Source organism: Janthinobacterium fluminis (assembly GCF_028595325.1).
Taxonomy (GTDB): Bacteria; Pseudomonadota; Gammaproteobacteria; order Burkholderiales; family Burkholderiaceae_D; genus Janthinobacterium; species Janthinobacterium fluminis.
On sequence record NZ_JAQQXR010000006.1, the window covers coordinates 194,806 to 219,221 of the forward strand.

The window sequence follows — 24,416 nt, forward strand, 5'->3', positions numbered from 1 at the left end:
GCCGCACGGGGGTCTGACCCGTTTTTTGGGTCAGACCCCGGCTTTGACGCTAAAAAAGCGGGGGCAGGCCAAAAAAAACGGTGACGCTACAAAGCGGGGGTTTGACCCCAAAAACGGGTCAGACCCCAGGCGCAGTTTTGCGCCTAGAAGCGGTACTCCAGCCCCGCCACATAGGTGCGGCTGCGCGCCGTGTTCGCCGGCGTGTTCTCGCTCGCTTGCGAGGGCATCGAGTTCAGCCGGTTCAATGCCTCGGAATAATCCTTGTTCATCAAGTTTTGCACGGACAGGCGCAGGAACAGGTTCTTGCTCACCTGATAACTGCCGTACAAATCGATGAGCACCGGCGTTTTGGCGTTCGCCACCTTCTCGATATCCCCCGTCACCGTACTTTCCGCGAGTTCGGGCGAGAGGCGGCGGTTATTGCCCGTGTGCTTGACGATGCCGCCCAGCGTGAGCTTGTCGCCCAATAATTTGACGCCGGCGTCGATGCTGTAATACACGTCCGGCAACTCGCTGATGTCGCCGGCGCCGAACCAGCCGCTGGCGATCGAGGTCGGCTGGCTGGTCTTTTCCTTGCTGTACGACAGGCGGGCATAGGCGACGCCGACCCTGTAATCGGCCTCCAGTTCGATGCCGCTGGTGTGCACCGGCGTCGTCGAATTGGTGTAGATATACATGGTCGTCACATAGTCCGACATTTTCTCGCTGGACAATGTCTCGCCGTCCGCCCCCTGCACCTCGGCAACACGGCACTTCCGCCCCCCCTTGCATATCACATAGGATTGGCTGGAAATATAGCCGTCGACCTTGCTGCGGTAGTAGACAGCCTTGTAGCGCAAGGCGTCGTCCTTGAACAGCAGGCCGTGCCCGGCCGAATGGAAGCCCAGCTGATAGGTCGTCGATTTCTCGCCCTTCAAGAACGGATTCATCGAGGCGCCACCGTCGTTGGCGAAGAACACCTCCTGCGGATTCGGCCCGCGCATGGTCTTGGCGAAGCTGAAGAAGGGCTGGAACCACGGCTTCACATCGGCCGACAACAGCAGCGACGGGCCGACGCCGCGCTCCTTCAAGTCGATGTGCGCGGCGCCCTGGGGGAAGCACTGGACGCGCTCGTCGCACGCCGGCTTGTAGCCGCTCAGCGTGTAACTTGTATAGTTCAAGCCGGCGCTCAACTGGTAAATCCCCTTGTTGAACTCCATTCCCGCGTACAGGCTGGAAATCTTTTGCACGCCTTCCGGGCCGAAGGGATTGTTTTCAATCGCTTCCCAGTTCGCCTTCGGGTCCTCGATCAAGCTTTCGACGTGCTTGGAATACTTGTTGCGCATCAGCTTGCCGCCATAGTTCAAGCTCACGTCGCCGCCGGCCAGGTTGAACTTGCTGGTGTTGTTGATGTCGATGGCGTCGGACTTGTTTTCCGTGTTCGAGTTGATGAAGGTGAACGCGGCGCCCGGCATGAACTTCTGGTTGCCATGACCGCTACTGGCGGTCACATTCAAATTGACCAACTCGGAAAACGGCGAATAATTGTATTTGATGTAAAAATCGTCGCTGGCGATGTCGCGCCGCGTGAACTTGTTGCGGTAGGCGCGGGCCGCCAGTTCGGCCGAGTGGAAGGCGTTGAGCTTGAGTTCCAGCTTCAGCAGTTGCGACTTGGGATTTTGCTTGTAGGACTGGTTGTAGCCGAAACCGAACTCCCCGCTGTCGGTGCCCTTGCCATTTTGATAGCTGGCGCCGATGCTGCTGGTGCTGGCGGCCGCCATGAAGCCGACGCTGCCGCCGTCGCCGAAGGCGCTGGTTTTGCCGGCCACCGCCAGCATGCCGCTGCGCCCCGTGCCGTTGCTGCCCACCAACATCTTGCTGCGCGCGCCGTACTGCTTGCCGGAGAAGACCACGTCGTCGACGCCGATGGTGCGGAAGTTGGCGCTGCCGGCCAGGGCGTTGATGCCGTCCGCCCCCGCCGGGTTACCGCGCGAAACGTCGACGCCGACGATGAAATTCGGGTCGATCAGCGCGCCGAACTGGCTGCTCGGGACGGCGCCGTGCGACACCTCGGACGGCGAACTGCCGTAATAGTTCTGGCTGATGCCGTCGACCATCATGTTCACGCGGCCATAGCCGGACAGGCCGCGGATGTTGACGCTGATGGCGCCCTGGCCCGGATCGATCTGGGTGAAGGTTCCCGGAATGCCGCGCACCACGTTGTCGAGCGACTGCAGCTTCGTGTCGGCGCCGCGGCTGCTGAACGCGCCCGGTTTTTCCAGCGCCGCCTGCTCGGCCGCCACCGCTTCGCCGGAAATATTCAGTGGCTGGAACACCACCTTGCCATCGCCGCCCTGCGGCTCCCGCTGCTCTTGCGCCACGGCTTGCTGCGCCAGCAGCGCCATGCCTATCCCCACGGCTTGCGCCATCGTCTTGATGTTCATCTTTACCCTCGGTCATGATTATTGATACTGCGGGACACTGCGGTCCCACTCTGCTTGGCACGGGCGCAGCGAAGCAACCCGCACCGCTCTGGAGTGCAAGGGGCGACCGGACCGGACGCGTGGTCCGGGGTCGTGCATGGCGGCGGCTAGCACATGAGCGAGCTCAGGCCGCGCCGTTGTTTTCCAAATTAAATTGCACCGGCAAGGTGACGGTCACTTGGCCCTGCCGCACCATCTGCTCCGGCGGCGGCGGCAAGGGTTGCGCGCGCTCCAGTAACAGCAGCGCCTCGCGGTCCAGCACCGGCGTGCCCGACGAGGTGAGCAGTTCGCTGGCCAGCACCCTGCCCTGGCCGTTCACGGTGAAGCGGACCCAGGCCGCGCCGGCGCGCTTGCGCTGCCTGGCGTCGCCCGGATAGCGTTTGTACTTGCCCAAATGGCTGAGCACCAGGCTTTGCCAGCTGGAATGGACGGCCGACGCCGACGGCGCGTCGCTGTTGAACGGCGCCGCCGCCTGGGCCGCGCGCAAGGCGGCCGGGGCCGGCGCGGCGCTGCTGCTGGCCGACGACGGCAGCTGCGCCGGCGCCTCGACAGGGCGGGCGTCGGGCGAAGGCGTCGGCTCCGGCGCCGCGACCGGACGCTGCTTCGCCTCCTCGGCGGCAACGATTTGCGGGGCCGCCGCGCGCGCCGCGACCGGACGCTTCTCCCTTTCCGGCGCGCGCCTGTCCGGCCTGGCCGAGGCGGCGATGGCCTCGCGCGCGCCGACGGCCAGCGCGCGCGGCGATTCCGGTGCCGCGATCTGCGAGGAAAACACCAGCATCACGGCCGCCGCCGGCATCGTCTGCGGCAAGGCCGCCGCCGGCCCGTGCGCCAGCACCCGCAGCAACGACAGGCAAACGGCCGACACCAGCAACATGGCGATGCCCCAACTCATCACCGGGCGCGGCGCCGCCGGCGCAACAAGCGCCGCCATTTACTCCGCCTCCCGGCCGACCAAGCCGACCTTCAGATAGCCGGCCTTGCGCAGCGCGTCCATCACCGCCATCACATCCTCGTAGGGCGAACGCTTGTCGGCCTGAAAAAACAGCGTGGTCTGCCTGTCGGCGCCCGTCTGCGCATCCAGTTGCCCGCCCAACTGCGCCAGCGACACCGGCTGCTCGGCCAGATACAGGCTCCGGTCCGCCTTCAGCGAAATGAAGACCGGCTTGTCCGGGCGCGGCTCGGGCTGGGCGCTGGCGGCGGGCAAGTCGATTTTCAAATCGACGGTGGCCAGCGGCGACACCACCATGAAAATAATCAGCAGCACCAGCATGACGTCGATGAAGGGCGTCACATTGATCTCGTGCACCTCGACCATGTCCTCGTCCTGCGCAGGAAAGAAGGCGCCCATGGTTCAGGCCCCCGGCGTCAGGCGCTGCGGCACGTCGAGGTCGCGGCTGAGCATCAGCAGCACCTGGGCCGCCGCTTCGCGCACCAGCGCCTTGTGGTGGTTGATGCCGCGCGTCAGCAGGTTGTAGATGACGACGGCGGGAATCGCCGCCACCAGGCCCAGGGCGGTGGCCAGCAAAGCCTCGGCGATGCCGGGCGCGACCGTCGCCAGATTCGTGCTCTTGCTCACGGCGATGCCGATGAAGCTGTTCATGATGCCCCAGACCGTGCCGAACAGGCCGACGAAGGGCGCCACCGCGCCGACCGTCGCCAGAATGCCGATGCCGCGCGTCATTTCGCGCGTCTTCAGCGCAATCAATTGCTCCTGGCGGAAACCGGCGCGCTCCTTCAGCGTGGCGCCGGACGAGCCGGCGTGCGACAGCGCCAGCTCTTGCTGCACATCGTTCAGCAGGCACTGCGCCAAGGCCTGGCGCGTGGCGGAAGCGGCGCGGGCGATGGCGTCCGGCAGCGAGGTGGCCTGCTTCAGCAAGGCAACGGCGCGACCCGCTTCGCGCTGCGCCTGCAGCAGCGCCGTGCCCTTCACCAGCAGCACGACCCAGCTTGCCAGCGAGGCCAGCAGCAGGCCGATCAATACGCTTTTGACGACGCGGTCGGCCGCAAAAAACATGGCCAGCGGCGACATGTCGGCCGGCGCGGCGCCGGCGGCAAGGGCGGGCGTCGCCGCCAGGCAGAGGCAAAGGAAGAGCGCGTGGCGCGGGAGTTTCATCGTCATATTGTTACTCTTACAAATAAGTCATCGTTGTGCGGGCGGACAGCCGCGCTCGTCAAGCCGCTTCGGCCACGGCAAAGCCGGAGGCAGACCCGCAAAGGTCGCCCCGGAATGTCACTACTAGAAGGGAAAATCGTGGCGTTCGCCTAGATGGCGGGCTCGGGCTGGGCCGGCGTGTACCAGACATAATCGGCCTGCTGCAGGCTGACGTCGGCGCCGCGCTCGGCCAGCATCAGCACCGTCAACGGCTGCTCGCCGGCCAGATCGCGCACATGCAGCGGCACGCCGATATCCTTGGCGGCGTGGTAGCCGCCGGCCATCAGCAGGGCCGGCGCGGGCGCCGCCAGCAGGCGCTCGGCCATGCGCCGGTCGCGTTGCTGCTGCACCGACAGCATCGCCTGCAGACGCGGCGCGTCGATCTGGTTGTCATGCATGTCGCGTATCGTCGCCTCCAGCCGCGCGCGCACCTCGGGGCGGGTCGACAGCGCGCCGCTCAGCGCCGGCTGCTGGCGCCCTATCGTCTGCACTTCGGCGCGGTCCAAATTGGCCGACAACAAGGGATACGGCGCCCGCATCAAGTCCATCGCCAAATCGCCGTACAGCGCCCAGCTCCAGCCTTTCTGCCAGGACAGCAACTCGGCGACACGCTCGGCGCGCACCACGGGATTGCCCTGCAACCACAATTTGACCTGGTCCACCTTGTCCTGCTGGTCAGGGTTCAGCATTTCCAGCAGCACGCTGCCCTGGGGCCGCTGGCGCGCCAGTTGCTGCGCCAGCCACAGCTCGATGCGGTGGTGCTCGGCCTGGTCGTGCTGCTCGCCGACCAGCACGCGCGGCGCGGCGGCCAGGCGCGTGAGCAATTCGGCGGCGCTCAGGCGGGCGCCGCTGCGCAGGTCGACGATCTCGCCGACGCTGGCGACATCGGCCGGCGCCGGCAGCGACGGCCCGGCCGGCAGCACCGAGGTGCATGCGCTGAGGAACACGGCGCACAGCGATAACAATAATTTCATGGGAAATGCCCTCTATTTCGGCTGCATACCAGCGATGGGCGGCATTTTAATAGAAATGATTCTCATTTACAATGATAACATTGAAGTAATTCCCCCTGCCCGGCGGCGCCCGCCCGCATCAGCAGAAATCGCGGCTGCCGGTCGGCAGCCGCCCCAGCAGGCGCGACATGTCGACCAGGCGCTTGGCCACCAGATGGCGCACGCTGCCCTCGCGCTGCCACACGCCGTACACGCCCAGCAGCGGCGCGCCGAGCACCTCGCGGCGCTGCCGCTCGACCAGGGCCGGCCAGATAATCACGTTGACGCTGCCCGTCTCATCCTCCAGGGTGATGAACAGCACGCCCTTGGCCGTGCCGGGGCGCTGGCGCACGGTGACGATGCCGCAGGCGCGCGCCAGCTGCCCGTTCTGGTAGGCGGCCAGGGCCGCCGCCGGCATGAAGCGCCGCTCCAGCAACTGCGCGCGCAGCAGCGCCAGCGGATGGCGCCCCAGCGTCAGCCCCTGGGCGCGGTAGTCGCCGAGTATCTCCTCGCCCTCCGACGGCGGCTGCAGCAGCGGCACGGCCTCGTCCGGCGTGGTCGGGCGCAGCAAGTCCCTGTCCGGCACCGCGCCCACGGCCTGCCACAGCGCCTGGCGGCGGTTGCCCGCCAGCGCCAGCAAGGCGTTGCCGCCGGCCAGCACCTGCAAGTCCTGGCGCTCCAGGCTGGCGCGCCGCGCCAGGTCGGCCACGCTGTCGAACGGCCGCTCGGCGCGGGCTTGCTCGATGCGCCGGGCGGCGTCGGCGCGCATGCCGCTCAGCAGCGCCAGGCCGATGCGCACCGCCGGCTGCCCGGCGCCGCCCGGATCGTCTTCCAGCGCCGAGGCCCAGCCGCTGACGCTGACGTCGGCCGGGCGCACCTCGACGCCGTGGCGCCTGGCGTCCTGCACCAGTTGCGAGGGGCTGTAAAAACCCATCGGCTGGCTGTTCAGCAAGGCGCACAAAAAGGCCGCCGGCTCGTGGCACTTGAGCCAGGAGCTGGCATAGGTCAGCAGCGCGAAACTGGCCGCGTGCGACTCGGGGAAACCGTATTCGCCGAAGCCCTGGATCTGGCTAAAAATCGCTTCGGCGAATTCGGCCGTGTAACCGTTGCCCGTCATGCCGTCGACCAGGCGCTCGTGGTGGCTGTCCATGCCGCCCTTGCGCTTCCAGGCCGCCATCGCGCGCCGCAACTGGTCCGCCTCGCCGGGCGTATAGCCGGCCGCGATAATGGCCACCTGCATCACCTGCTCCTGGAAAATCGGCACGCCCAGGGTCCGCTCCAGCGCCTTGCGCAAGCCCTTCGGATAATCGACCAGCGCCGGATTTTGCCGCCGCTGCAAATACGGGTGCACCATGCCGCCCTGGATCGGCCCCGGCCGCACCAGCGCCACCTCGATGACGAGATCGTAAAAACGGCGCGGCCGCAGGCGCGGCAGCATGCTCATCTGCGCGCGCGACTCGATCTGGAACACGCCTATCGTGTCGGCCTCGCACATCATGTCGTAGGTCGCGCCGTCCTCCGGCGGAATGTCCTGCAGCGCGAACGCGCCGCCGCGGCGCCGCCCGACCAGCTCCAGCGCGCGGCGCAGCGCCGACAGCATGCCCAGCGCCAGCACGTCGACCTTCATCAAACCCAGCTCCTCCAGATCGTCCTTGTCCCACTGGATCACGCTGCGCTCGGCCATCGTCGCGTTCTCGATCGGCACCAGGCGCGACAGCTTGCCCCGGGCGATGACGAAGCCGCCCGGATGCTGCGACAAATGGCGCGGAAAGCCCAGCAGCCGCTGCGCCAGCGCGGCCCACTGCTGCGACAACGGCGCCTCCGGGTCCAGGCCGCACTCGGCCAGGCGGTTCAGCAGGTCGCGCTTGCCGTCGAACCAGTGGTGCGCCTTGGCCACCTTCTCGACGACGGCCAGGTCGATGCCGAGCGCCTTGCCGCTGTCGCGCAGCGCGCTCTTGGGCCGGTAGCTGATGACGACGGCGGCCAGCGCCGCCCGCTCGCGCCCATACTTGCGGTAAAGGTACTGGATCACCTCCTCGCGCCGCTGGTGCTCGAAATCGACGTCGATGTCGGGCGCCTCGGCGCGCTCCTTCGAGATGAAGCGCTCGAACAGCAGATTGCCGCGGGCCGGGTCGACCTCGGTCACATGCAGGCAGTAGCAGATGGCCGAATTGGCCGCCGAACCGCGCCCCTGGCACAGGATGCCCCGGGAACGGGCGAAGCGGACGATGTCGTAGACGGTCAGGAAATACGGCTCGTAGGCGAGCTCGGCGATCAACGCCAGCTCGCGCTCGATCTGCCGCTGCACGGCCGCCGGGATGCCCTGCGGGAAGCGGCGGTGCGCGCCGCTATAGGTTTCGCTGCGCAAATAACTGCTCGGCGTGTGGCCGGCCGGCACCAGCTCGTCGGGATACTCGTAGCGCAGCTCGTCGAGCGAAAACGTGCACAGGCCGGCGATGCGCACCGTCTCGGCCAGCGCCGGGCGCGGATACAGATTGGCCAGGCGCAGGCGCGCGCGCAAATGCTGCTCGGCGTTCTGCGCCAGCGCGTAACCGCACTCGCCCACCGGCTTGCCGACGCGCACAGCACACAAGGTGTCCTGCAAAGGCTTGCGCGAGCGCACATGCATGCACACATGGCCGACCGCCACCACCGGCAGAGCGTGCTGCCGCGCCACCTCGTCGACGCCGAGCCGGTGCGCCTCGTCGAAGGCGCGCTGCAACAAGTTCAAGCCTATCCAGGCGCGCCCCGGAAAAGTGGCCGACAACCACGCCGCCTGGGCGTGCAGGCGCGCCGTGTCGGCCGGCTGGTGGACCGGATACTGGGGCAGCAGGATCAGCAGGCAATCGGCCAGGCCGCGCAGATGCGCGTAGTCCGGCGCGGGCGCGGCGACATCGTCGGGCGTGAGCAGATAACTGCCCTTGACGGCGCCCTCGCGCGTGCGCGCCAACGTGATCAGCTCGGACAGATTGCCGTAGCCGTTGCGGTTTTGCGCCAACGCCAGCAGCGACAGCGCCGGGCTGCCGTCGGGCTGCCTCAAGTGGAAATGCGCGCCGACGATCAAGGGCAGGCCGGCCCGCTTGGCCTCGGCGTGCGCGCGCACCACGCCGGCCAGCGAACACTCGTCGGTGACGGCCAGCGCCGCGTAGCCGAGCTGCGCGGCGCGCCCGACCAACTCCTCCGCATGCGACGCGCCATGCAAAAATGAAAAATTTGTCAGGCAAAACAGCTCCGCGTAAGCGGGCAAGCTCGCTGGTCCCATGGCCGCCACAATACTGTATATAAACACAGTATTATAGCCGCTTGGCCGTTTGGGGACAGACCACAATTTCCGGGGAAAGTCTTTCCCGGAAATCGTGGTCTGTCCCCCAGTAGCATTCGCCGAGCGCATCGATTTCCCGCGTCAGCTTCTCGAACGCCTTGTCGCTGAGCCGCTTGGGAGCCGCTTGGGGACAGACCACGATTTCCGGGAAGTCTTTCCCGGAAATCGTGGTCTGTCCCCGGTAGCGTTAACAAGAAACAACGGAGAGGCGGCGCCGACCGTGAATTCGTCACAAAGTGAAACTAATTAATAGTTAGCCGGGAACGCTTCGTTTAGAATCAAAAACACAATTCTTATAGGGAGACGCCGCGTGTTCACAGTTTCAACTTTACGTAAAGCCGTCCTACTCAGCCTGTCCGGCAGCGCAGCCCTGGCCGCGTGCGCACCGGCCGCCTTCGCGCAAAGCGCAGCGGACGGCGCCAAGAGCGATGCTTCCATGCAAAGCGTCACCGTGGTCGGCTCGCGCCGCGCCACCACCTCCTCGACCGACACCATGGTGCCGGTCGACGTCATCTCGCTGACCAAAGTGTCCGAGCAGGGCGGCCAGTTCGACCTGGGCCAGTCGCTGCAATACATCTCGCCGTCGTTCAACTCGACGCGCCAGAGCGGCGCCGACGGCGCCGACCTGGTCGACTCGGCCGCGCTGCGCGGCCTCGGCTCGGACCAGACCCTGGTGCTGGTGAACGGCAAGCGCCGCCACACGACGGCCCTGGTCAACCTGTTCGGCGCGCGCAACCGCGGCAACACCGGCACCGACATGAACGCCATCCCGCTGCTGGCCATCAAGGACGTGCAAGTGCTGCGCGACGGCGCCGCCGCCCAGTACGGCTCCGACGCGATCGCCGGCGTCATCGACATCGGCCTGAAAAAGAGCCTCGGCTGCGAAGCCATCGCCGGCTACAGCCAGTATTCCGTCGGCGACGGCAAGAACTACCTGGCCTCGGCCTACTGCGGCATCGCGCTGGGCGACCAGGGCGTCATCGGCATCACCGGCGAATACCTGGACCGCGGCCGCTCGAACCGGGCCGATCCCGGCAGCCTGCGCATCATCGGCGACACCAAGGCCGAGAACCAGACCCTGTACGTCAACGGCGACTACAAAACCGGCGCCAGCGGCAAGCTCTACTTCACGGCCGGCGCCCAGCAGCGCGACGCCTCCAGCGCCGCCTTCGGCCGCGGCGGCATCGGCTCGGGCGACATCCCGAAAAAGAACGCGGCGGCGATGTACCCGAACGGCTTCGCGCCCTTCATCAACGCCAAGATCGACGACCACTACGGCACCATCGGCCACCGCAGCCAGATCGGCGAATGGAATGCGGACTTCTCGCAAACCTACGGCTACAACAAGATGATGTACAACATCAGCAACACGCTGAACGCCTCCATCGCCAACCTCGACCTGCAGCGCGGCGGCAAGGGCGTCAGCCCGGACCGCTTCAACGCGGGCGGCTTCTCGTTCCAGCAATTGACCAGCAACGCCGACTTCAGCCGCTTCTACAACGGCGTGCTGCACGGCCTGAACGTCGCCTTCGGCGCCGAATACCGCAGCGAGGAGTATAAAATCGCCGCCGGCGAGGCCGGCTCCTACATCGACGCCGACGGCGTCGGCGTCGGCGGCAACGCCGGCAGCCAGGGCTTCCCCGGCTTCCAGCCAAGCGACGTGACCAAGGCCAAGCGCCACAGCACGGCGCTGTACCTGGACCTGGAAGCGGACGTGACGGAGCGCCTGAAAACGGCGGCGGCCGTGCGCTACGAAAAATTCAGCGACTTCGGCTCGACCGTCACGGGCAAGCTGTCGGCCGGCTTCCGCGCCACCAACGAGATCCTGCTGCGCGGCTCGGCCAGCACCGGCTTCCGCGCGCCGTCGCTGCAGCAGGTGTACTTCTCCTCGACCTTCACCGACTTCGTCAGCGGCCAGGCCACCAACGTCGTGCTGGCGCCGAACGGCGGCGCCGTCGCCACGCTGGCCGGCATCCCGAAACTGAAAGAGGAAAAATCGACCAGCCTGACCCTGGGCAGCACCTGGACCCCGAGCGCGGCCGTGTCGGTCACGGCGGACCTGTACCAGATCAAGATCAAGGACCGCATCGTCCTGTCCGGCCGCTTCGACAGCGGCAACTTCCCCGGCCTGGCCAGCCAGCTGGCGGCGCTGGGCGTGGACCAGGCGCAATTCTTCGTCAACTCGATCGACACCAAGACCCGCGGACTGGACTTGACGGCCTCGCACAAGACCAACTTCGGCGCCAACAAGCTGACCACCTTCCTGGCGCTGAACCTGAGCAAAACGGAAGTGACCGGCATCCACGCGCCGGCCGCGCTGAAGGGCTACGAAGACGTGCTGCTGAACCGCCGCGAGCGCCTGTTCATCGAACAGGGCGGCCCGCGCGCGAAAGCCACGCTGGGCTTCGACTATGTCAGCGGCGCGCTGGAAACGGAGCTGAAGATCACCCACTTCGGCTCGCAGACGCTGGCCGCGTTCGACTACGACGACGGCTCGCCGCGGCCGGACGCCCGCTACGCGCCGAAGACCTCGGCCGACCTGAGCTTCACCTATGCCATCAACAAGAACACCAAGCTGACCTTTGGCGGCAACAACATCTTCAACGTCAAGCCGACCTCCCAGGACGCCGACGGCACCGACAACGGCTTCAAGTCGGACAGCGTGCAGTTCGGCCTGAACGGCGCCTCCTACTTCGGCCGCCTGTGGGTCAAGTTCTAAGCAGTTAGCGCATCGCATTTGCCGGAGCGCGGCGCCCCGCACAGCAATGTGCGGGGCGTTTTCACTTCAGGCCGCGCCGCGCTCAGCTACCTTGCCGTCCCGCATCGAGCGCGTCGATTTCCCGCGTCAGGTTGTCGATCGCCTTGTCGTTGTACTGCTCGGCGAAATAGGGGTCGCCGAACAACTCTCCCGCCTCGGCCTTGGCGCGCAGCTGGATCAGCGCCAGTTGCCGCTGCTCGCGGAAGCGCGGCTCTTCCACGTGGGCGTACTCCTGGCGGATCGCATGCGTGTAGGCCAGGTAGACTTCGTCGTTTTGCCCCAGAATGGCCAGGTCGACGCTGAGCATGACGTCTTTCAGCTGGTGGTCGATGGCCGGCGCCTGGAAGTGGTCGGTGGCGCGTATCAGCTCGGCCACGGCGGCGGCCGTGGCGCCCGCGTCCAGGCTGCTGCCCAGCCACAGTTGCGCGCTCGCCTCCTCGTTCGAGAACAAGGCCGCCTCGTCGCGCTCGTACAGCGCGTCGTGGAACCAGAACGCCTTCTTGACAGTGTCCATATCGTGCTGCGACGCCTGCGTGTTGGCCGCCCACGCGCGGATTTCGCACAGGCCATGCACCAGGTGGTCGAGGTTATGGTAATGCCGCTCGGCGCCGCCGTAGGCTTGCACGCTGGTCAGGTGCTCGAACCAGTGGTCGATCAGCCCCGCCGGCACGGCCGCGCCGGCGTGCTCCCACAGGCCGTCCCACTCCTTGCGCAGCCAGCTCAGTATCCAGGCCCGGTAAGCCGGCCCCGGCACGAATTTTTTCATCGTCCAGTTCCAGCCGACCGGCCCCTCCAGCGCCTTGACGAAGCTGGAGCTGACCGAGCCCAGGTCGCGCGGCGGCATGACGAAGATGGTCTTGGCGCCCTGCAGCACGTCGACGTTGGTTTGCTGGATCAGATTTTCATAGTCGAAGTCGGCGGTGGTGCGGATGCCGCGTATCAGGTAGTCGGCGCCGTGCTTTTTCGCCACCCGCGCCGTGTAGTCGCTCTTGACGATGACCACCTGCACATTCTCCCAGCCCCGTTCGCGCGCGCTCTGCTCGATGATCTGCTTGCGCTCCTCGGCGGGAAATTGCGGCTGCTTGACCGGGTTCTGCGACAGGAAGACGACGACCTCGTCGGCCAGCGAGCGGGCCTCGCCGATCACCCACATATGGCCGTTGGTGATGGGGTCGAGGGTCCCGGAAAATCCGATCTTCTTCATACGGCGCTCCAAATTTGGCTAATTCCGCAGAAGATATAGCGCCCGGCGGCGCCCGTCAATTAAAAATATTGCATCAAGGTTAAGTTTTTATCACCGCAACGGGGAACTCGACGCGCACGCACAGGCCGCCCAGGCGGGCCGACTGGTCCAGCACCAGCCTGGCGCCGTGGTGTTCGGCGATGGACTTGATGATGGCCAGGCCGAGGCCGCTGCCGGCGGCCGCGCTGCCCGGCACGCGGTAGAAACGGTTGAAGACGCGCTCGCGCTCCTCCGGCGAGATGCCGGGGCCGCTGTCCTCGACCGCCAGCGTGACGCCCAGCGGCGAGCTGCGCAGCTCGACGTCGACGGTGCCGCCGGCCGGCGTGTACTTGAGGGCATTGTCGACCAGGTTGCGCAGCATGATCAGCAGCGCCTCGCCCTGGCCGGCGACGCTGACGGCCGGGTCGGCGTGGTGCAGGCCCAGGTCGATCTTGCGCGCCTGCGCCGCGCCGCTCAAGTCGCCCAGCGTGCGCTTGACCAGCTCGCCCAGGTCGACCGGCTGCATGGCGTCGCCGCTGGCGGCGCTGGCCTCCTGGCGCGCCAGCACCAGCAATTGCTCGACCAGGCGCGTGGCCCGCTCGATGCCGGCGCCGAGCCGGCCGATGGCCACGCTGCGGCTGTCGGCGCAGCCGGCCCGCTCCAGGCTGAGCACCTGCAGCTTCAGCGCCGCCAGCGGCGTGCGCAACTCGTGCGCGGCGTCGGCGACGAAGTGCTGCTGCGCCTCGAACGCCGTCTTGACGCGGCCGAACAGCAGGTTCAATTCCTGCACCAGCGGCTGCACCTCGTCCGGCAAGCCCGCCTCGGACACGGGCGATAGGTCGTCGGCCTGGCGCGCCGCGACCTGCTTGCGCACCCGCGCCACCGGCGCCAGCGAGCCGCTGACGACCCACCAGACCACCAGCATCAGGATGGGCGCCATCAGCGCGATGGGGCCGACCGTGCGCAGCGCCAGGCTGCCGGCCATGCGCTTGCGCACGGCCATGTCCTGCGCCACCTGCACCGTTTGCGAGCTGGTCTGCACCGAGAAGATGCGGTAGGTGGTGCCGTTCGCCTTGACGTTGGAAAAGCCCAACACGGCCCGCTGCGGCAGCTCCGCCCGCGTGATCGAGCGGAACACCTGCACGCCGTCCGGCGTCCACACCTGCACCACCAGGTCGTTATTGGCCGGGTCGGCCGGCGTCTCCGCCTGGTTCTGCAGCGGCGCGCCGGAGCGCAGCGACAGCGCCATCTGCTGCATGTGGTAATCGAAGATTTCATCGGCGTCGTACAGCGCGCTGCGGTAGGCGATCGAGGCTTGCGCCAGCGCCGCCATGATGATGGCGGCCAGCAGGAACCACAGCAGGCGCCCGCGCAGCGAATGCGTCACCTTCATGCTTTCGGCACCATGTAGCCGAGGCCGCGCACGTTCTGGATCAAGTCGCTGCCGAGTTTCTTGCGCAGGCCGTGGATGTAGACTTCGACGGCGTTGCTGTTGACCTCGTCCTTCCAGCTATACAGCTTTTCCTCCAGCTGGGCGCGCGACAGCACGATGCCGGGGCGGGCGATCAAGGCTTCCAGCACGGCCCACTCGCGCGCCGACAGGTTGACGGACTGGCCGTCGGCGACGACTTCGCGCGTCAGCGGGTTGATGCGCACTCCCTGGTGCTCGAACACGGGCTCGGGCCGGCCGGCGGCGCGCCGCAGCAGCGCGCGGATGCGCGCGAGCAGCTCGTCGAGGTCGTAGGGCTTGAGCACGTAGTCGTCGGCGCCGGCGTCCAGGCCGGCGATGCGCTGGTCGACGGCGTCGCGCGCCGTCGCCACCAGCACCGGCGTGTCCTGCTTGCGCAGGCGCATGCCGCGCAGCACGTCGAGGCCGTCCTTGCGCGGCAAGCCCAGGTCCAGCAGCACCAGGTCGTAGCTTTGCGTGAGCAGCGCCGTGTCGGCCATGTCGCCGTCCTTGACCCAGTCGACCGCGTAATGCTCGGCCCGCAGCAAGTCGAGCACGACCTCGCCTATCATCACGTCATCTTCCACCAGCAGCAGTCGCATCGCGTCCCCGTTTATCGTTAATCTACAGTCAACCCAGGCGCACCGGAATGAAGATGCGCTCGGCGCCGCGCTGTATCAGCAGCGCCACCGACCTGGCCGACTTCGCTACCACCTCGCGCACCTGTTCGACACTGTTCACCGGCTTGCCATTCACCGACAGCAGCACGTCGCCCGGCTGCACGCCGGCGTAGGCGGCCGCGCCGTTGGCGTCCTCGACCACCAGCCCGGAATTGAGGCCGGCGTCGCGCCGCTCGTCCGGCTGCAGGGCGCGCAGCGCCAGCCCCAGCCTGACCTTGCCGGCCGCCGCCTCGCCGGCGCCGGCCCCGGCGTCGGCCACCTTGTCGGCGGCGTCGCCCAGCTTGGCCGCCAGCGCGATGGTTTTCCCTTCGCGCCACACCTCCATCGTCACATTATCACCCGGCAGCGCGTTTCCCACCAAGGCCGGCAGGTCGGCCGAGGCGACGATGTTCTGGCCGTTGAGCTTGCGCACGACGTCGCCCGGCCTCAGGCCCGCCCGCGCGGCCGGACTGCCCGGCTCGACGTTGGCCACCAGCGCGCCCTCCGGCGTGGCCAGCTTGAAGGAATCGGCGAAGCCCTGGTTGACTTCCTGCACCGTCACGCCCAGCTTGGCGTGGCTGGCCTTGCCGGTGGCGACGATCTGGTCCTTGATGCGGTGCGCCAGGTCGATCGGGATGGCGAACGACAGGCCCTGGAAGCCCCCCGTCTGGCTATAGATCTGCGAATTCACGCCGACCACCTCGCCGCGCACATTGAACAGCGGCCCGCCCGAGTTGCCGGGGTTGACGGCCACGTCGGTCTGGATGAAGGGCACGTTGCTGTCGTCCGGCAGCGAGCGGCCTTTGGCGCTGACGACGCCGGCCGTCACGGTGCTGTCGAAGCCGTAGGGCGAGCCGATCGCCAGCACCCACTCGCCGACCTTCAAGTCCTTCGACTCGCCCAGCGGCACCACCGGCAGGTTCTTGGCCTCGATCTTCAGCACGGCGATGTCGGTTTTCGGGTCCGAGCCGAGCACGCGGGCGCGGAATTCGCGCCGGTCGGCCAGTTTCACCGTCACCTCGCGGGCGTCGCGCACGACGTGGGCATTGGTGATGATGACGCCGTCCTGGCTGACGATGAAGCCGGAGCCGAGGCCGTGGGTGGGGATGTCGCGGCCGCCGCGGTTGCCGCCCTGCGGCCCCTGGAAGCGGCGGAAGAACTCGAAGAAGGGATCGTCGCCGAAGGGGTCGGCGCGCTGGCCGCGGCCTTGCGCGGGCATGTCCAGGCCGACCTTGGTGCTGCCGGTGACGCTGATGTTGACCACGGCCGGGCTGTTGCGCGCGGCGATCTGGCTGAAGTCGGGCAGCGCCACCATCAGCGGCGCCTGCGCCGGCGCAGCGGCGACGGCCGCGGCAACGGCGGCCGGGGCCGGATTGGCGCCGGCATTGTTTTGATGCACCGCAATCGCGCCGATGGCGCCCACGACGCTCAAGCCGGCCAACGCGAGCGTCAGGCGCTTGAGGGTCATCGATCCGGAATGAGATTGTTTTTGCATGGAGCACTCCTGAATTGAAAGGGTTGTCGATGCTTTCAATAATGGAGTAGCAGACTTAGACGCCGCTTAAGCAGGCGCGCGGAAAGGCGCCGATACAACGCTGCAAACCCGCCGCGCCAAACCGGGGTGTCAGCCCCCGGTTTGGCGCGGCGGTTTGTTGGCCCGGTTTAGGCCGGCTGCCACAGCGCCGGCGAGACGTCCGGCCGCCAGTTCGCGCCCACATGGGCGGTGTGCGGCTGCAGGCACTTGTAGCGCTTGCCGCCGAAACTGACGATCTGCCCGGCGGCATACGCGGCGCCCTCGACCCACTGCCCGGCGCCCGGCTGCGGCGGCGTGGTCGGCGTGTCCTTGTCGACCTGGTAGTGATAGTTCGGATAGGCTTTGCTCAGATACACGCGGTTGGCGCTGGCCGACGCCACCGGCACGACGCTGACGACGCCCCCTTGCGACTGCAGCACGCCGATCTTGAAGATGGCCGATTCCGCGTTGACCTTTTGCGCCAGCGCCAGCGGCCACTGCGCCGCCCGCCCGCTGGCGGCGTCGAGCTTGAGCGCCAGCCTGGCCGCGTCCGAACCCTGCGGATCGAAGACGCGGAAGGTGACGGTGCTGCCGGCGGCCAGGTTGCCGTTGGCGATCAAGGCGCCTTTTTCCTCCCAGCTGACGGTGGGCGGCGGCACGCTGTCGCCGCTGAAGCTCACGTCCGAGCACGAGTAGAAGGTTTCCGGGCTGTCGCTGCGCTGCCACACCGAATAGATCACTTGCCGGCCCTTCTTCCCGGTCGGCATCTTGACCGTCATCGTGTAGCGCTTGTCGACGGCCGGGCCGGGGTTGCTGACCGTCGCAAACTCCTCCAGGTCGCCCCATTTCAAGCCCAGGTTCGGGTTCCAGCCATCCTTGGTGATGTAGAACTTGAAGTAGCGCGTCGCGTGCGGCGCCGTGGCCGCGTAGACGAAGGTGAAGGCGCCCGACGCCGGCACCACCATCGGCGATGCCACCCAGTCGTTGCGCGCCTGGTCCAGGCCGGCGTACTTCTTGCGTCCGCCGCTGCACAACTGGCCATCCGGCACGAAGGCGCGGTGATCGCCGTTCGAGTTTTGATTGATTTCATTCCAGTCGTACAAGGGCTGCGTGCCGCTGATCTGGACCACGGCCTTGCAGGCGGCCGAGCTGGGGTTTTCCGGGTTTTCCTTGAAGCAGTTGTAGACCCGGCTGATCGGCACCAGCATCGTGCCGTGGGCGACGGCGAATTGCGGTAGCAGGGTCAGCGCGGCAGCGGACAACAGGCAAATTTTACGCACGATATAACACTCCCGAATGTGAATCTGGCCCAGGTCGGCATGACAGGGCCAGATCATTGAAAAATGGAATGCTACAGTCCGCTTAGGGTGCGCACGATTGAAATGCCGGTGCAAATCGATAAAATATGACGATAAATCAATAAAATATCTGGCGGCAATGCGGTGGCGGCCCGAACAAGGCCGCCGCCCGCCCTTTTCCGCCGGACTGTTACGCGGCCTGGCGTTCCAGCGCGCTCACATTATCGCCGCCGTCGATGACAATCTTGCGCGGCTTGTGCGCTTCCGGCACTTCGCGCACCAGCTCGATGGTCAGCATGCCGTTGTCGAACGCGGCGCCGGTCACCTTGACGTGATTGGCCAGTTGGAAGCGCTGCTCGAAATCGCGCGCCGCGATGCCGCGGTGCAGGAAGGTGCGCTCGACGCCATCTTTCTGCTTGCGCCCCGTCACGTGCAGCGTGTCGCGTTCGGCGACGATGTCGATTTCGGCGCGGCTGAAGCCGGCCAGGGCCATGACGATGCGGTAGTTATCTTCCGATACCAGTTCGATGTTGTACGGCGGGTAGCTGGGCTGGGCGTCGCCGCGCTGGGCTTCGTTCAACAAATGGGCCAGGCGGTCGAAGCCGATGGCGGAACGGTACAGGGGGGCGAGGTCGAATGTACGCATGATCAATATCCTTTTAAGAGTGAAGCGATAGGGTGGTGCGGACCTCACGATGAGCATCCGCTGAGTACGATATACGGCCCCCGTCCAGGCATTTCAAGACCTTGAAAAACGCCGCAAGACACCCCATGGCGGCAAAAAATATTTGCGCCAGCCCGGGCGGCCAGGCGCCGCCGGCCCCGTGCTACACTCGAGCGGCCCTTGTTTCCCGACCATCACGCCCATGACCAACCGCCTGCCGCCCCGCCGTTTCCGCCTGAGCGCCCTGAGCGCCCTGCTCGCCATCTGCGCCGCCGGCGCCCACGCCGCAGCGGATCGCGCCGCCGCCGAGCAGCCCTACCCCGGCACCATCGTGCTGAGGGTCGACGCCAGCAACGTGGCGCAGCAGATTTTCCGCGTGCGCGCCAGCATCCCCGCCCGGCCCGGCAAGCTGACGCTGCTGTATCCCCAGTGGGTGCCGGGCAACCACGGCCCGAGCGGGCCGCTGGCCCAGTTCGCCGGCCTGAAACTGAGCGGCAAGGGCAAGCCGCTGGCGTGGCGCCGCGACCCCGTCAACATGTTCGCCTTCCACGTCGAGGTGCCCGACGGCGTGGCGACGCTGGAGGCGGAATACCAGTACCTGTCGCCGGTCGAGGGCAACCAGGGCCGCATCACGATGGGCACCGACATCCTCGGCGTGCAATGGCATGCGATGGCGCTGTACCCGGCCGGCTACGCCAGCGGCCGCATCATGGTGCAACCGAACCTGACGCTACCCGACGGCTGGCAGTTCGCCACCGCGCTGACGCCGGCCGCGCGGCGCGGCAACGACATCGCCTTCCAGCCGCTGGACCTGGACACGCTGGTCGACTCGCCGCTGTTCGCCGGCCGCCACGTCAAGCGCATCGACCTCGATCCGGGCGGCGCCGCGCCGGTGCACCTGAACCTGTTCGCCGACAGCGCCGACAGCCTGGAGGCGAAGCCGGAGCAGATCGAATTGCACCGCGCGCTGGTGCAGCAAGCCTACAAGCTGTTCCAGTCGCGCCACTACGCGCGCTACGACTTCCTGCTCGCGCTCAGCGACGAGTTCGGCGGCATCGGCCGCGAACACCTCCAATCGAGCGAAATCGGCGTCAAACCGGAATACTTCACCGAGTGGAGCAAGCACGAGGCCGGGCGGGCGCTGCTGCCGCATGAATTCGCGCACTCGTGGAATGGCAAGTTCCGCCGCCCGGCCGAGCAGATCACGCCGGACTTCAACACGCCGCTGCAAAACAGCCTGTTGTGGGTCTACGAGGGCCAGACCCAGTACTGGGGGCAAGTGCTGGCCGCCCGCTCGGGCCTGATCGCCCCGGCCAACGTGCGCGACCTGTTCGCCGCCACGGCGGCCCAGTACGACAACGTCCGCGGCCGCAGCTGGCGCGCCGTGCAGGACACCACCAACGATCCCATCATCAACGGCCGCCGCCCGCTCGGCTGGGGCAACTGGCAGCGCAGCGAGGATTACTATTCGGAGGGTGCGCTGATCTGGCTCGACGTCGACACCAAGCTGCGCGAGCTGTCGGGCGAACGGCATTCGCTGGACGATTTCGCCCGCGCCTTCTTCGGCGGCAGCGGCAGCGGCGCCTCGCCCTACACCTTCGAGGACGTGACGCGGGCGCTGAACGCGCTCCAGCCGCACGACTGGGAAGCCTTCCTGCGCGCCCGCCTGGACGGCCACGGCCCCGGCGCGCCGCTCGACGGCCTGGCCCGCGCCGGCTGGAAACTGGTCTACACCGACACCCCGACCGAGTTCTTGAAAGGCGCCGAGGCGCGCGGCGAATCCACCGATTTCAGCTACTCGCTGGGCTTCTCCGTCAACAAGGATGGCAAGATCGGCAATCTGCAATGGGAGGGGCCGGGTTTCCGGGCCGGCTTGTCGGGCAACACCACCCTGCTCGCCGTCAACGGCGTCGCCTACAAGCCGGCGCTGCTGAAGGCGGCCGTGACGGCGGCCAAGGGCGGCGCCGCACCGATCGAACTGCTGGTCAAAAAGGGGCCGCACTTCCGCAGCGTTGCGCTGGACTACCACGACGGCTTGCGCTATCCGCGCCTGCAACGCATCGAAGGCGTGCCGGACCGGCTGCAAGCCATTTTGCAACCGCTGAAATAGGCCGGCCCCTGACGCCAGCTTGCTGCCCCAGCTAGCTGCCCCAGCTTGCTGCGCCTCAAGCAAAAACCAGGGCCGATGGGCGCCGCTACTGGTGTATATTATGTTTTCCTCACACCGCCCTTGGAAAACGCGCATGCCGTCCGACATCGCGAGACCCACCGACGCCAGCGCGCTGGCAGACGAAAACGCCAGCTTGCGCCTGGAGCTGGCCCAGTTGCGCGAATCGGAGCGCCTGTTCCGCTCGCTGCTGGAACACGCCCCCCTGCTCATTTCCACCAAAGACCTGCAGGGAACGGTGACGATGGCGAACCGCCATTTCAGCGTACTCGACGGTTATGACCCGGCCAACTTCGTCGGCCGCAGCGTGTTCGACCTGTTCCCGGCCGCCATCGCCGAACAACTGTGGCGCAACGACCAGCGCGCCGCGCAAGAGCGCCGCGCCATCTGCGAAGAAGAATCAGTGTTCCACGCCGACAAAACCCTGCACACCTACGCGACCGTCAAATTCCCCCTGTTCGACGCGGAAGGCCGGGTCAACGGCACCTGCGCCGTGTCCACCGATATCAGCGACGCCAGGGACGCCCGCCTCGACAGCGTCACCGACGAACTGACCGGCCTGAAAAACCGCCGCTACTTCAATATGCGCTTCGTCGAGGAGCAAAAGCGCGCCCACCGCGACCAGCGCGTGCTGACGCTGTTGCTGGCCGACGTGGACCGTTTCAAGGACTACAACGACCAATACGGCCACCCGCAGGGCGACCAGGTGCTCATTGCCGTGGCGCGGGCCATGCGCGCGACGCTAAACCGGCCGGGCGACCTGTGCTTTCGCATCGGCGGCGACGAGTTCGCCTGCCTGTTCGCCAGCAGCGGCGCCGACGAAAGCATGTCCCTGGCCGACGCCATGCGCCGCCGCGTGCTGGAGGCGGACATCCGGCATGACGCCAACCCGCCGTTCGGCCAGGTGACGCTATCGCTGGGCCTGGTCTTCATTCCCGCCAACGCCGCGCTCGGCCAAAGCGAATTCTACGAACAGGCCGACCGCGCGCTATACCGCGCCAAGGCGAAGGGCCGCAACGTCGCCTCGCGCTGAAGCCGGGGACAGACCACGATTTTCAAGAAATTATTTCTTGAAAATCGTGGTCTGTCCCCAGCTTCAAGCGCCCTGTGGCCGCCCGGTATTTTGGTGTATGCTAATAGGATGAATACTGACACCGATATCCAACTGAGCGGCCCCTTCAAGGCCACCGACGGCGCCGGCCGCGCCCACGACATCAAAGCGATCCGCATTTTCGACGAAGGCTACGGCGTCATCGACGTCTACATCGACTTTAGCGCCGCCCTCGACAGCGGCGCGTACAAGGACCGCACCCTGGTCGGCCAGATCCTGACGCGCCTGCGCAGCCTCGGCTACGTCGGCCCGGACTTCGGTCACGGCGACCTCGGCCTGCAGGACAAGAAACTGATCGTGCTCGAAGCGCCGGAAGAGTTCAACACCTTCGCCGCCAGCAAGGGCTGGAAGGATCTGGCCGCCGAATTCGACGAGGGCGACGACGCCTGATGCTCACCCCGCCCGCGGCCTCAAACCGTGGGCTCGACTAGACCGATCCGCCACGCTCAGCCGAACAAGCCATGCAGATACCAGCGCGGCTCGGCCTGCTCGCCGGCGCCGCCTATGCGCTCCCGGTAGACCCAGTAATGGGCGTGGTCCTGCCCCTCGGCGATAAAGTAGTCGCGCGCCTGCGCCTGGCTCCACCAGCCCGCCTCGATGCGCTCCGGCGCCGACGCCATTTTCAGCGGCGAACCGTAAAACGGCCGGTGCCCGCGCATCAGCAGGGCGACCGGCTTGGCCAGCAGCCAGCTGGGGCGCGGCATGCTGAGCACGTCCGCCGGCAGTTGCGCCTGCGCCGCCGGGCCGCCGGCGCCGCCGCGCAGCGGCACCCAGGCGTTCGCCTCCTCCGGCCGGTAGTCGGCCCGCGGCGCCGCCTTCAGCACATTCTCCGGCCCCAGCCGCGCCACCAACAATTCAAACAGGCGCTGGCGCTCCTGCGGCGAGCCGCCCGGCTCGGGGAACAGCGACGCGCTGGCCGGCGCCATCGGCTGCACCTGCAACGCCTCCAGGCACAGGCCGATGACGGGCGCCGCCAGGCTCAGTTGCGCCAGCCGCTCCCTGAGCAGGCGCAGCAGGTGTTCGTCGCGCCAGGTCGGCTCGGCCAGCGCAATGTCGAGCAGCGTCGGCGGCCGCGCCTCCCGGCCCCGCTCATGCTCTAGCAGCAGGCTGACGCGCTCGACCGCGCATTGCCGCGCGCACAGCCAGCCCGTCATTTGCAGCAGCAGGCGGCGCGCGCCGAACAGCAGCGCGTCGGCGTTCTCGACGCGGTCGAACAGCTCCAGCCGGGCGCGAAAGCTGGCCGGCGCGACTATCCATTCGAACAACTCGGCCGTCTGCCCGTGCGCGCCGTCGAGCATGGCGAGCAGCGCGCCGCCGCAGCGCCGCTGCAGGCCGGGCCGCGGCAAGCCGCGCATCTGCCCCAGCGTCAGGCAGCCGATGCCCTCGAACCAGTCCAGATAGGGCCGCGCCGGCGGCAACAGGGCGCCGGGCAGGCGGTCCAGGCGCCGCGCCATCGACGCCATCGTCAACGCCCGCCCGGCATCGGCGCGCGCCAGCAGCCAGGCGCCGCGCGCCGTCGGCGCGCACGCCAGCGCGGCCGAGAAACCCAGCGCCCGCACGCTGGCATCGATCCGCCGGCACAGCGCGCGGACGCCGCCGAACAGGCGCAGGCTGGCGCCGACATCCATCAGCAGCGTGGCCTCCTCGGCCGCCGCCACCAGCGGCGTGTAGTGCAGCAGCGCCATCGCCACCGCTTGCAGGGCCTCGGCCTCGCGCGCCGCCGCGCGCTCGTGCAGACGCGCCTGCGGCGCCAGCATCAGCACGCCGCCGCGGCGCATGCCCAGGCGCACGCCGGCCGCGCGCGCCTGCGGCGACAGCGCCACCGCCCTTTCATGTTCGAGCACGACGGCGCACTGCTCATCCGACCAGTTCGGGCAAAACACTTCGAGCGGAAGCCGGGGCAAGTAAAGGCCGATCCAAAGACGCATGGCGCTGCAATACAGAAGAAGGGGTCAGGGGCAGGAACAGCGGCGCGTCGCGCTGCGGTCCCCGGCGTTTCACGAAGCCGATGTCGATGCCGCCGGCGGCCGGGCGCAGCGACAGCCGCAGCGGCGCCGGCGACGCGTCCTGCGCCGACGCCAGCGGGCGCAACATGCAAAACAGCGTGTCACCGCCCTGCGCGGCCAGATGCAGGCGGCGCAAGGCATCGCCGCGCGCATGGTTATGCCAAAACAGCAGGGCGGCGCAACTACCGCTGCGCAGCACGTTCTCGGCCGCCCACAGCGCGTCGCCGCTGCCGCCGCTGCGTAGCCAGATCAATTGCGACGGCGCCAGGCCGAGCGCGGCCAGCGCCAGCGCCTGCGGCGGATGGGGCGGCTGCAACAACACGATGGGCAGCTTCGGCAGACGCGCCAGCGCCGGGCCGAGCAAACGCATTTCGCCGCTGCCCGGCTGCTGCAGCAACAAATCGACCAGGGCGCCGGTGGGCCAGCCGCCGCCCGGCAGTTGCGCCGACAGCGCCGCGAAGCCCGTGTCGACGCAACGGGCCGCCGAGTGCGCCAGTTGCGACGCCAGCCACAAAGACGGATGCAGCGTTTCTGGCGCGGAAGGAAAGTCTGAGCGTGGCATACATTCGCAAACAAAAAATACTGTACAAATACACAGTACTATTTGCCGCCGCTTTTGGCAAGGCTTATCTGCACAGCCGGG

General features: G+C 67.3%; 18 protein-coding genes. 4 read left to right on the forward strand and 14 right to left on the reverse strand.

From position 1 onward, the window contains the following. Positions 1-143: 143 nt before the first annotated feature. The 6 genes from OIK44_RS16635 to OIK44_RS16660 all read right to left on the reverse strand — a co-directional run bounded on the left by OIK44_RS16635 (position 144) and on the right by OIK44_RS16660 (position 8,868). Positions 144-2,423, reverse strand: a complete 2,280-nt coding sequence (locus OIK44_RS16635; protein WP_273672254.1) for a TonB-dependent receptor domain-containing protein — start codon at positions 2,421-2,423, stop codon at positions 144-146. Positions 2,424-2,586: 163 nt separating this feature from the next. After that, entirely contained in the window at positions 2,587-3,393 is an 807-nt protein-coding gene (locus tag OIK44_RS16640; protein ID WP_273672255.1) for a TonB family protein, read from the reverse strand. After that, positions 3,394-3,810, reverse strand: a complete 417-nt coding sequence (gene exbD, locus OIK44_RS16645; RefSeq protein ID WP_273672256.1) for a TonB system transport protein ExbD — start codon at positions 3,808-3,810, stop codon at positions 3,394-3,396. A gap of 3 nt (positions 3,811-3,813) precedes the next feature. Beyond that, on the reverse strand, positions 3,814-4,581 hold the full coding sequence (exbB, locus tag OIK44_RS16650) for a tonB-system energizer ExbB (protein ID WP_273672257.1): 768 nt from the start codon (positions 4,579-4,581) through the stop codon (positions 3,814-3,816). A gap of 143 nt (positions 4,582-4,724) precedes the next feature. Continuing rightward, positions 4,725-5,588, reverse strand: coding sequence for a ChaN family lipoprotein (locus tag OIK44_RS16655; protein WP_273672259.1), 864 nt, complete (start codon positions 5,586-5,588; stop codon positions 4,725-4,727). 118 nt (positions 5,589-5,706) lie between these two features. Further along, on the reverse strand, positions 5,707-8,868 hold the full coding sequence (locus OIK44_RS16660; protein WP_273672261.1) for an error-prone DNA polymerase: 3,162 nt from the start codon (positions 8,866-8,868) through the stop codon (positions 5,707-5,709). 370 nt (positions 8,869-9,238) lie between these two features. On the opposite strand from OIK44_RS16660, the gene OIK44_RS16665 reads away from it, so the two are divergent. Further along, positions 9,239-11,647, forward strand: a complete 2,409-nt coding sequence (locus OIK44_RS16665; protein WP_273672263.1) for a TonB-dependent receptor plug domain-containing protein — start codon at positions 9,239-9,241, stop codon at positions 11,645-11,647. Between the two features lie 82 nt (positions 11,648-11,729). Here OIK44_RS16665 and coaD read toward each other — a convergent pair whose 3' ends face one another. From coaD to OIK44_RS16695, 6 genes are all read right to left on the reverse strand, one after another. Beyond that, on the reverse strand, positions 11,730-12,890 hold the full coding sequence (gene coaD / locus OIK44_RS16670; protein ID WP_273672264.1) for a pantetheine-phosphate adenylyltransferase: 1,161 nt from the start codon (positions 12,888-12,890) through the stop codon (positions 11,730-11,732). 79 nt (positions 12,891-12,969) lie between these two features. After that, entirely contained in the window at positions 12,970-14,301 is a 1,332-nt protein-coding gene (locus OIK44_RS16675) for an ATP-binding protein (protein ID WP_273672265.1), read from the reverse strand. After that, positions 14,298-14,957: a response regulator gene (locus tag OIK44_RS16680; RefSeq protein ID WP_273672267.1), complete on the reverse strand. Its 660-nt coding sequence runs from the start codon at positions 14,955-14,957 to the stop codon at positions 14,298-14,300. Before OIK44_RS16680 ends, OIK44_RS16675 begins: the two co-directional genes overlap by 4 nt. A gap of 28 nt (positions 14,958-14,985) precedes the next feature. Further along, a complete protein-coding gene (locus OIK44_RS16685) occupies positions 14,986-16,509 on the reverse strand; it encodes a DegQ family serine endoprotease (RefSeq protein WP_273672268.1) in 1,524 nt (507 codons plus the stop codon). Positions 16,510-16,676: 167 nt separating this feature from the next. Continuing rightward, positions 16,677-17,807 carry a lytic polysaccharide monooxygenase gene (locus OIK44_RS16690; protein WP_273672269.1) on the reverse strand — a complete coding sequence of 377 codons (1,131 nt, stop codon included), beginning with the start codon at positions 17,805-17,807 and terminating at the stop codon, positions 16,677-16,679. A gap of 208 nt (positions 17,808-18,015) precedes the next feature. Beyond that, on the reverse strand, positions 18,016-18,471 hold the full coding sequence (locus tag OIK44_RS16695) for an Hsp20 family protein (protein WP_273672271.1): 456 nt from the start codon (positions 18,469-18,471) through the stop codon (positions 18,016-18,018). 220 nt (positions 18,472-18,691) lie between these two features. On the opposite strand from OIK44_RS16695, the gene OIK44_RS16700 reads away from it, so the two are divergent. The 3 genes from OIK44_RS16700 to OIK44_RS16710 all read left to right on the forward strand — a co-directional run bounded on the left by OIK44_RS16700 (position 18,692) and on the right by OIK44_RS16710 (position 22,157). After that, the gene (locus OIK44_RS16700) at positions 18,692-20,599 is read left to right on the forward strand and encodes a M61 family metallopeptidase (RefSeq protein ID WP_273672273.1); all 1,908 of its coding nucleotides are present in this window, start codon (positions 18,692-18,694) and stop codon (positions 20,597-20,599) included. 133 nt (positions 20,600-20,732) lie between these two features. Next, a complete protein-coding gene (locus tag OIK44_RS16705) occupies positions 20,733-21,689 on the forward strand; it encodes a sensor domain-containing diguanylate cyclase (protein ID WP_273672274.1) in 957 nt (318 codons plus the stop codon). A 108-nt stretch (positions 21,690-21,797) separates the two neighbouring features. Then, complete coding sequence (locus tag OIK44_RS16710; protein WP_273672276.1) at positions 21,798-22,157, forward strand: hypothetical protein; 360 nt, start codon at positions 21,798-21,800, stop codon at positions 22,155-22,157. Between the two features lie 56 nt (positions 22,158-22,213). On the opposite strand, the gene OIK44_RS16715 is transcribed toward OIK44_RS16710, so the two are convergent. Both OIK44_RS16715 and imuA read right to left on the reverse strand, forming a co-directional pair. Next, the gene (locus tag OIK44_RS16715; RefSeq protein ID WP_273672277.1) at positions 22,214-23,695 is read right to left on the reverse strand and encodes a Y-family DNA polymerase; all 1,482 of its coding nucleotides are present in this window, start codon (positions 23,693-23,695) and stop codon (positions 22,214-22,216) included. After that, a complete protein-coding gene (gene imuA, locus OIK44_RS16720; RefSeq protein WP_273672278.1) occupies positions 23,625-24,335 on the reverse strand; it encodes a translesion DNA synthesis-associated protein ImuA in 711 nt (236 codons plus the stop codon). Before imuA ends, OIK44_RS16715 begins: the two co-directional genes overlap by 71 nt. Positions 24,336-24,416: the final 81 nt, after the last annotated feature.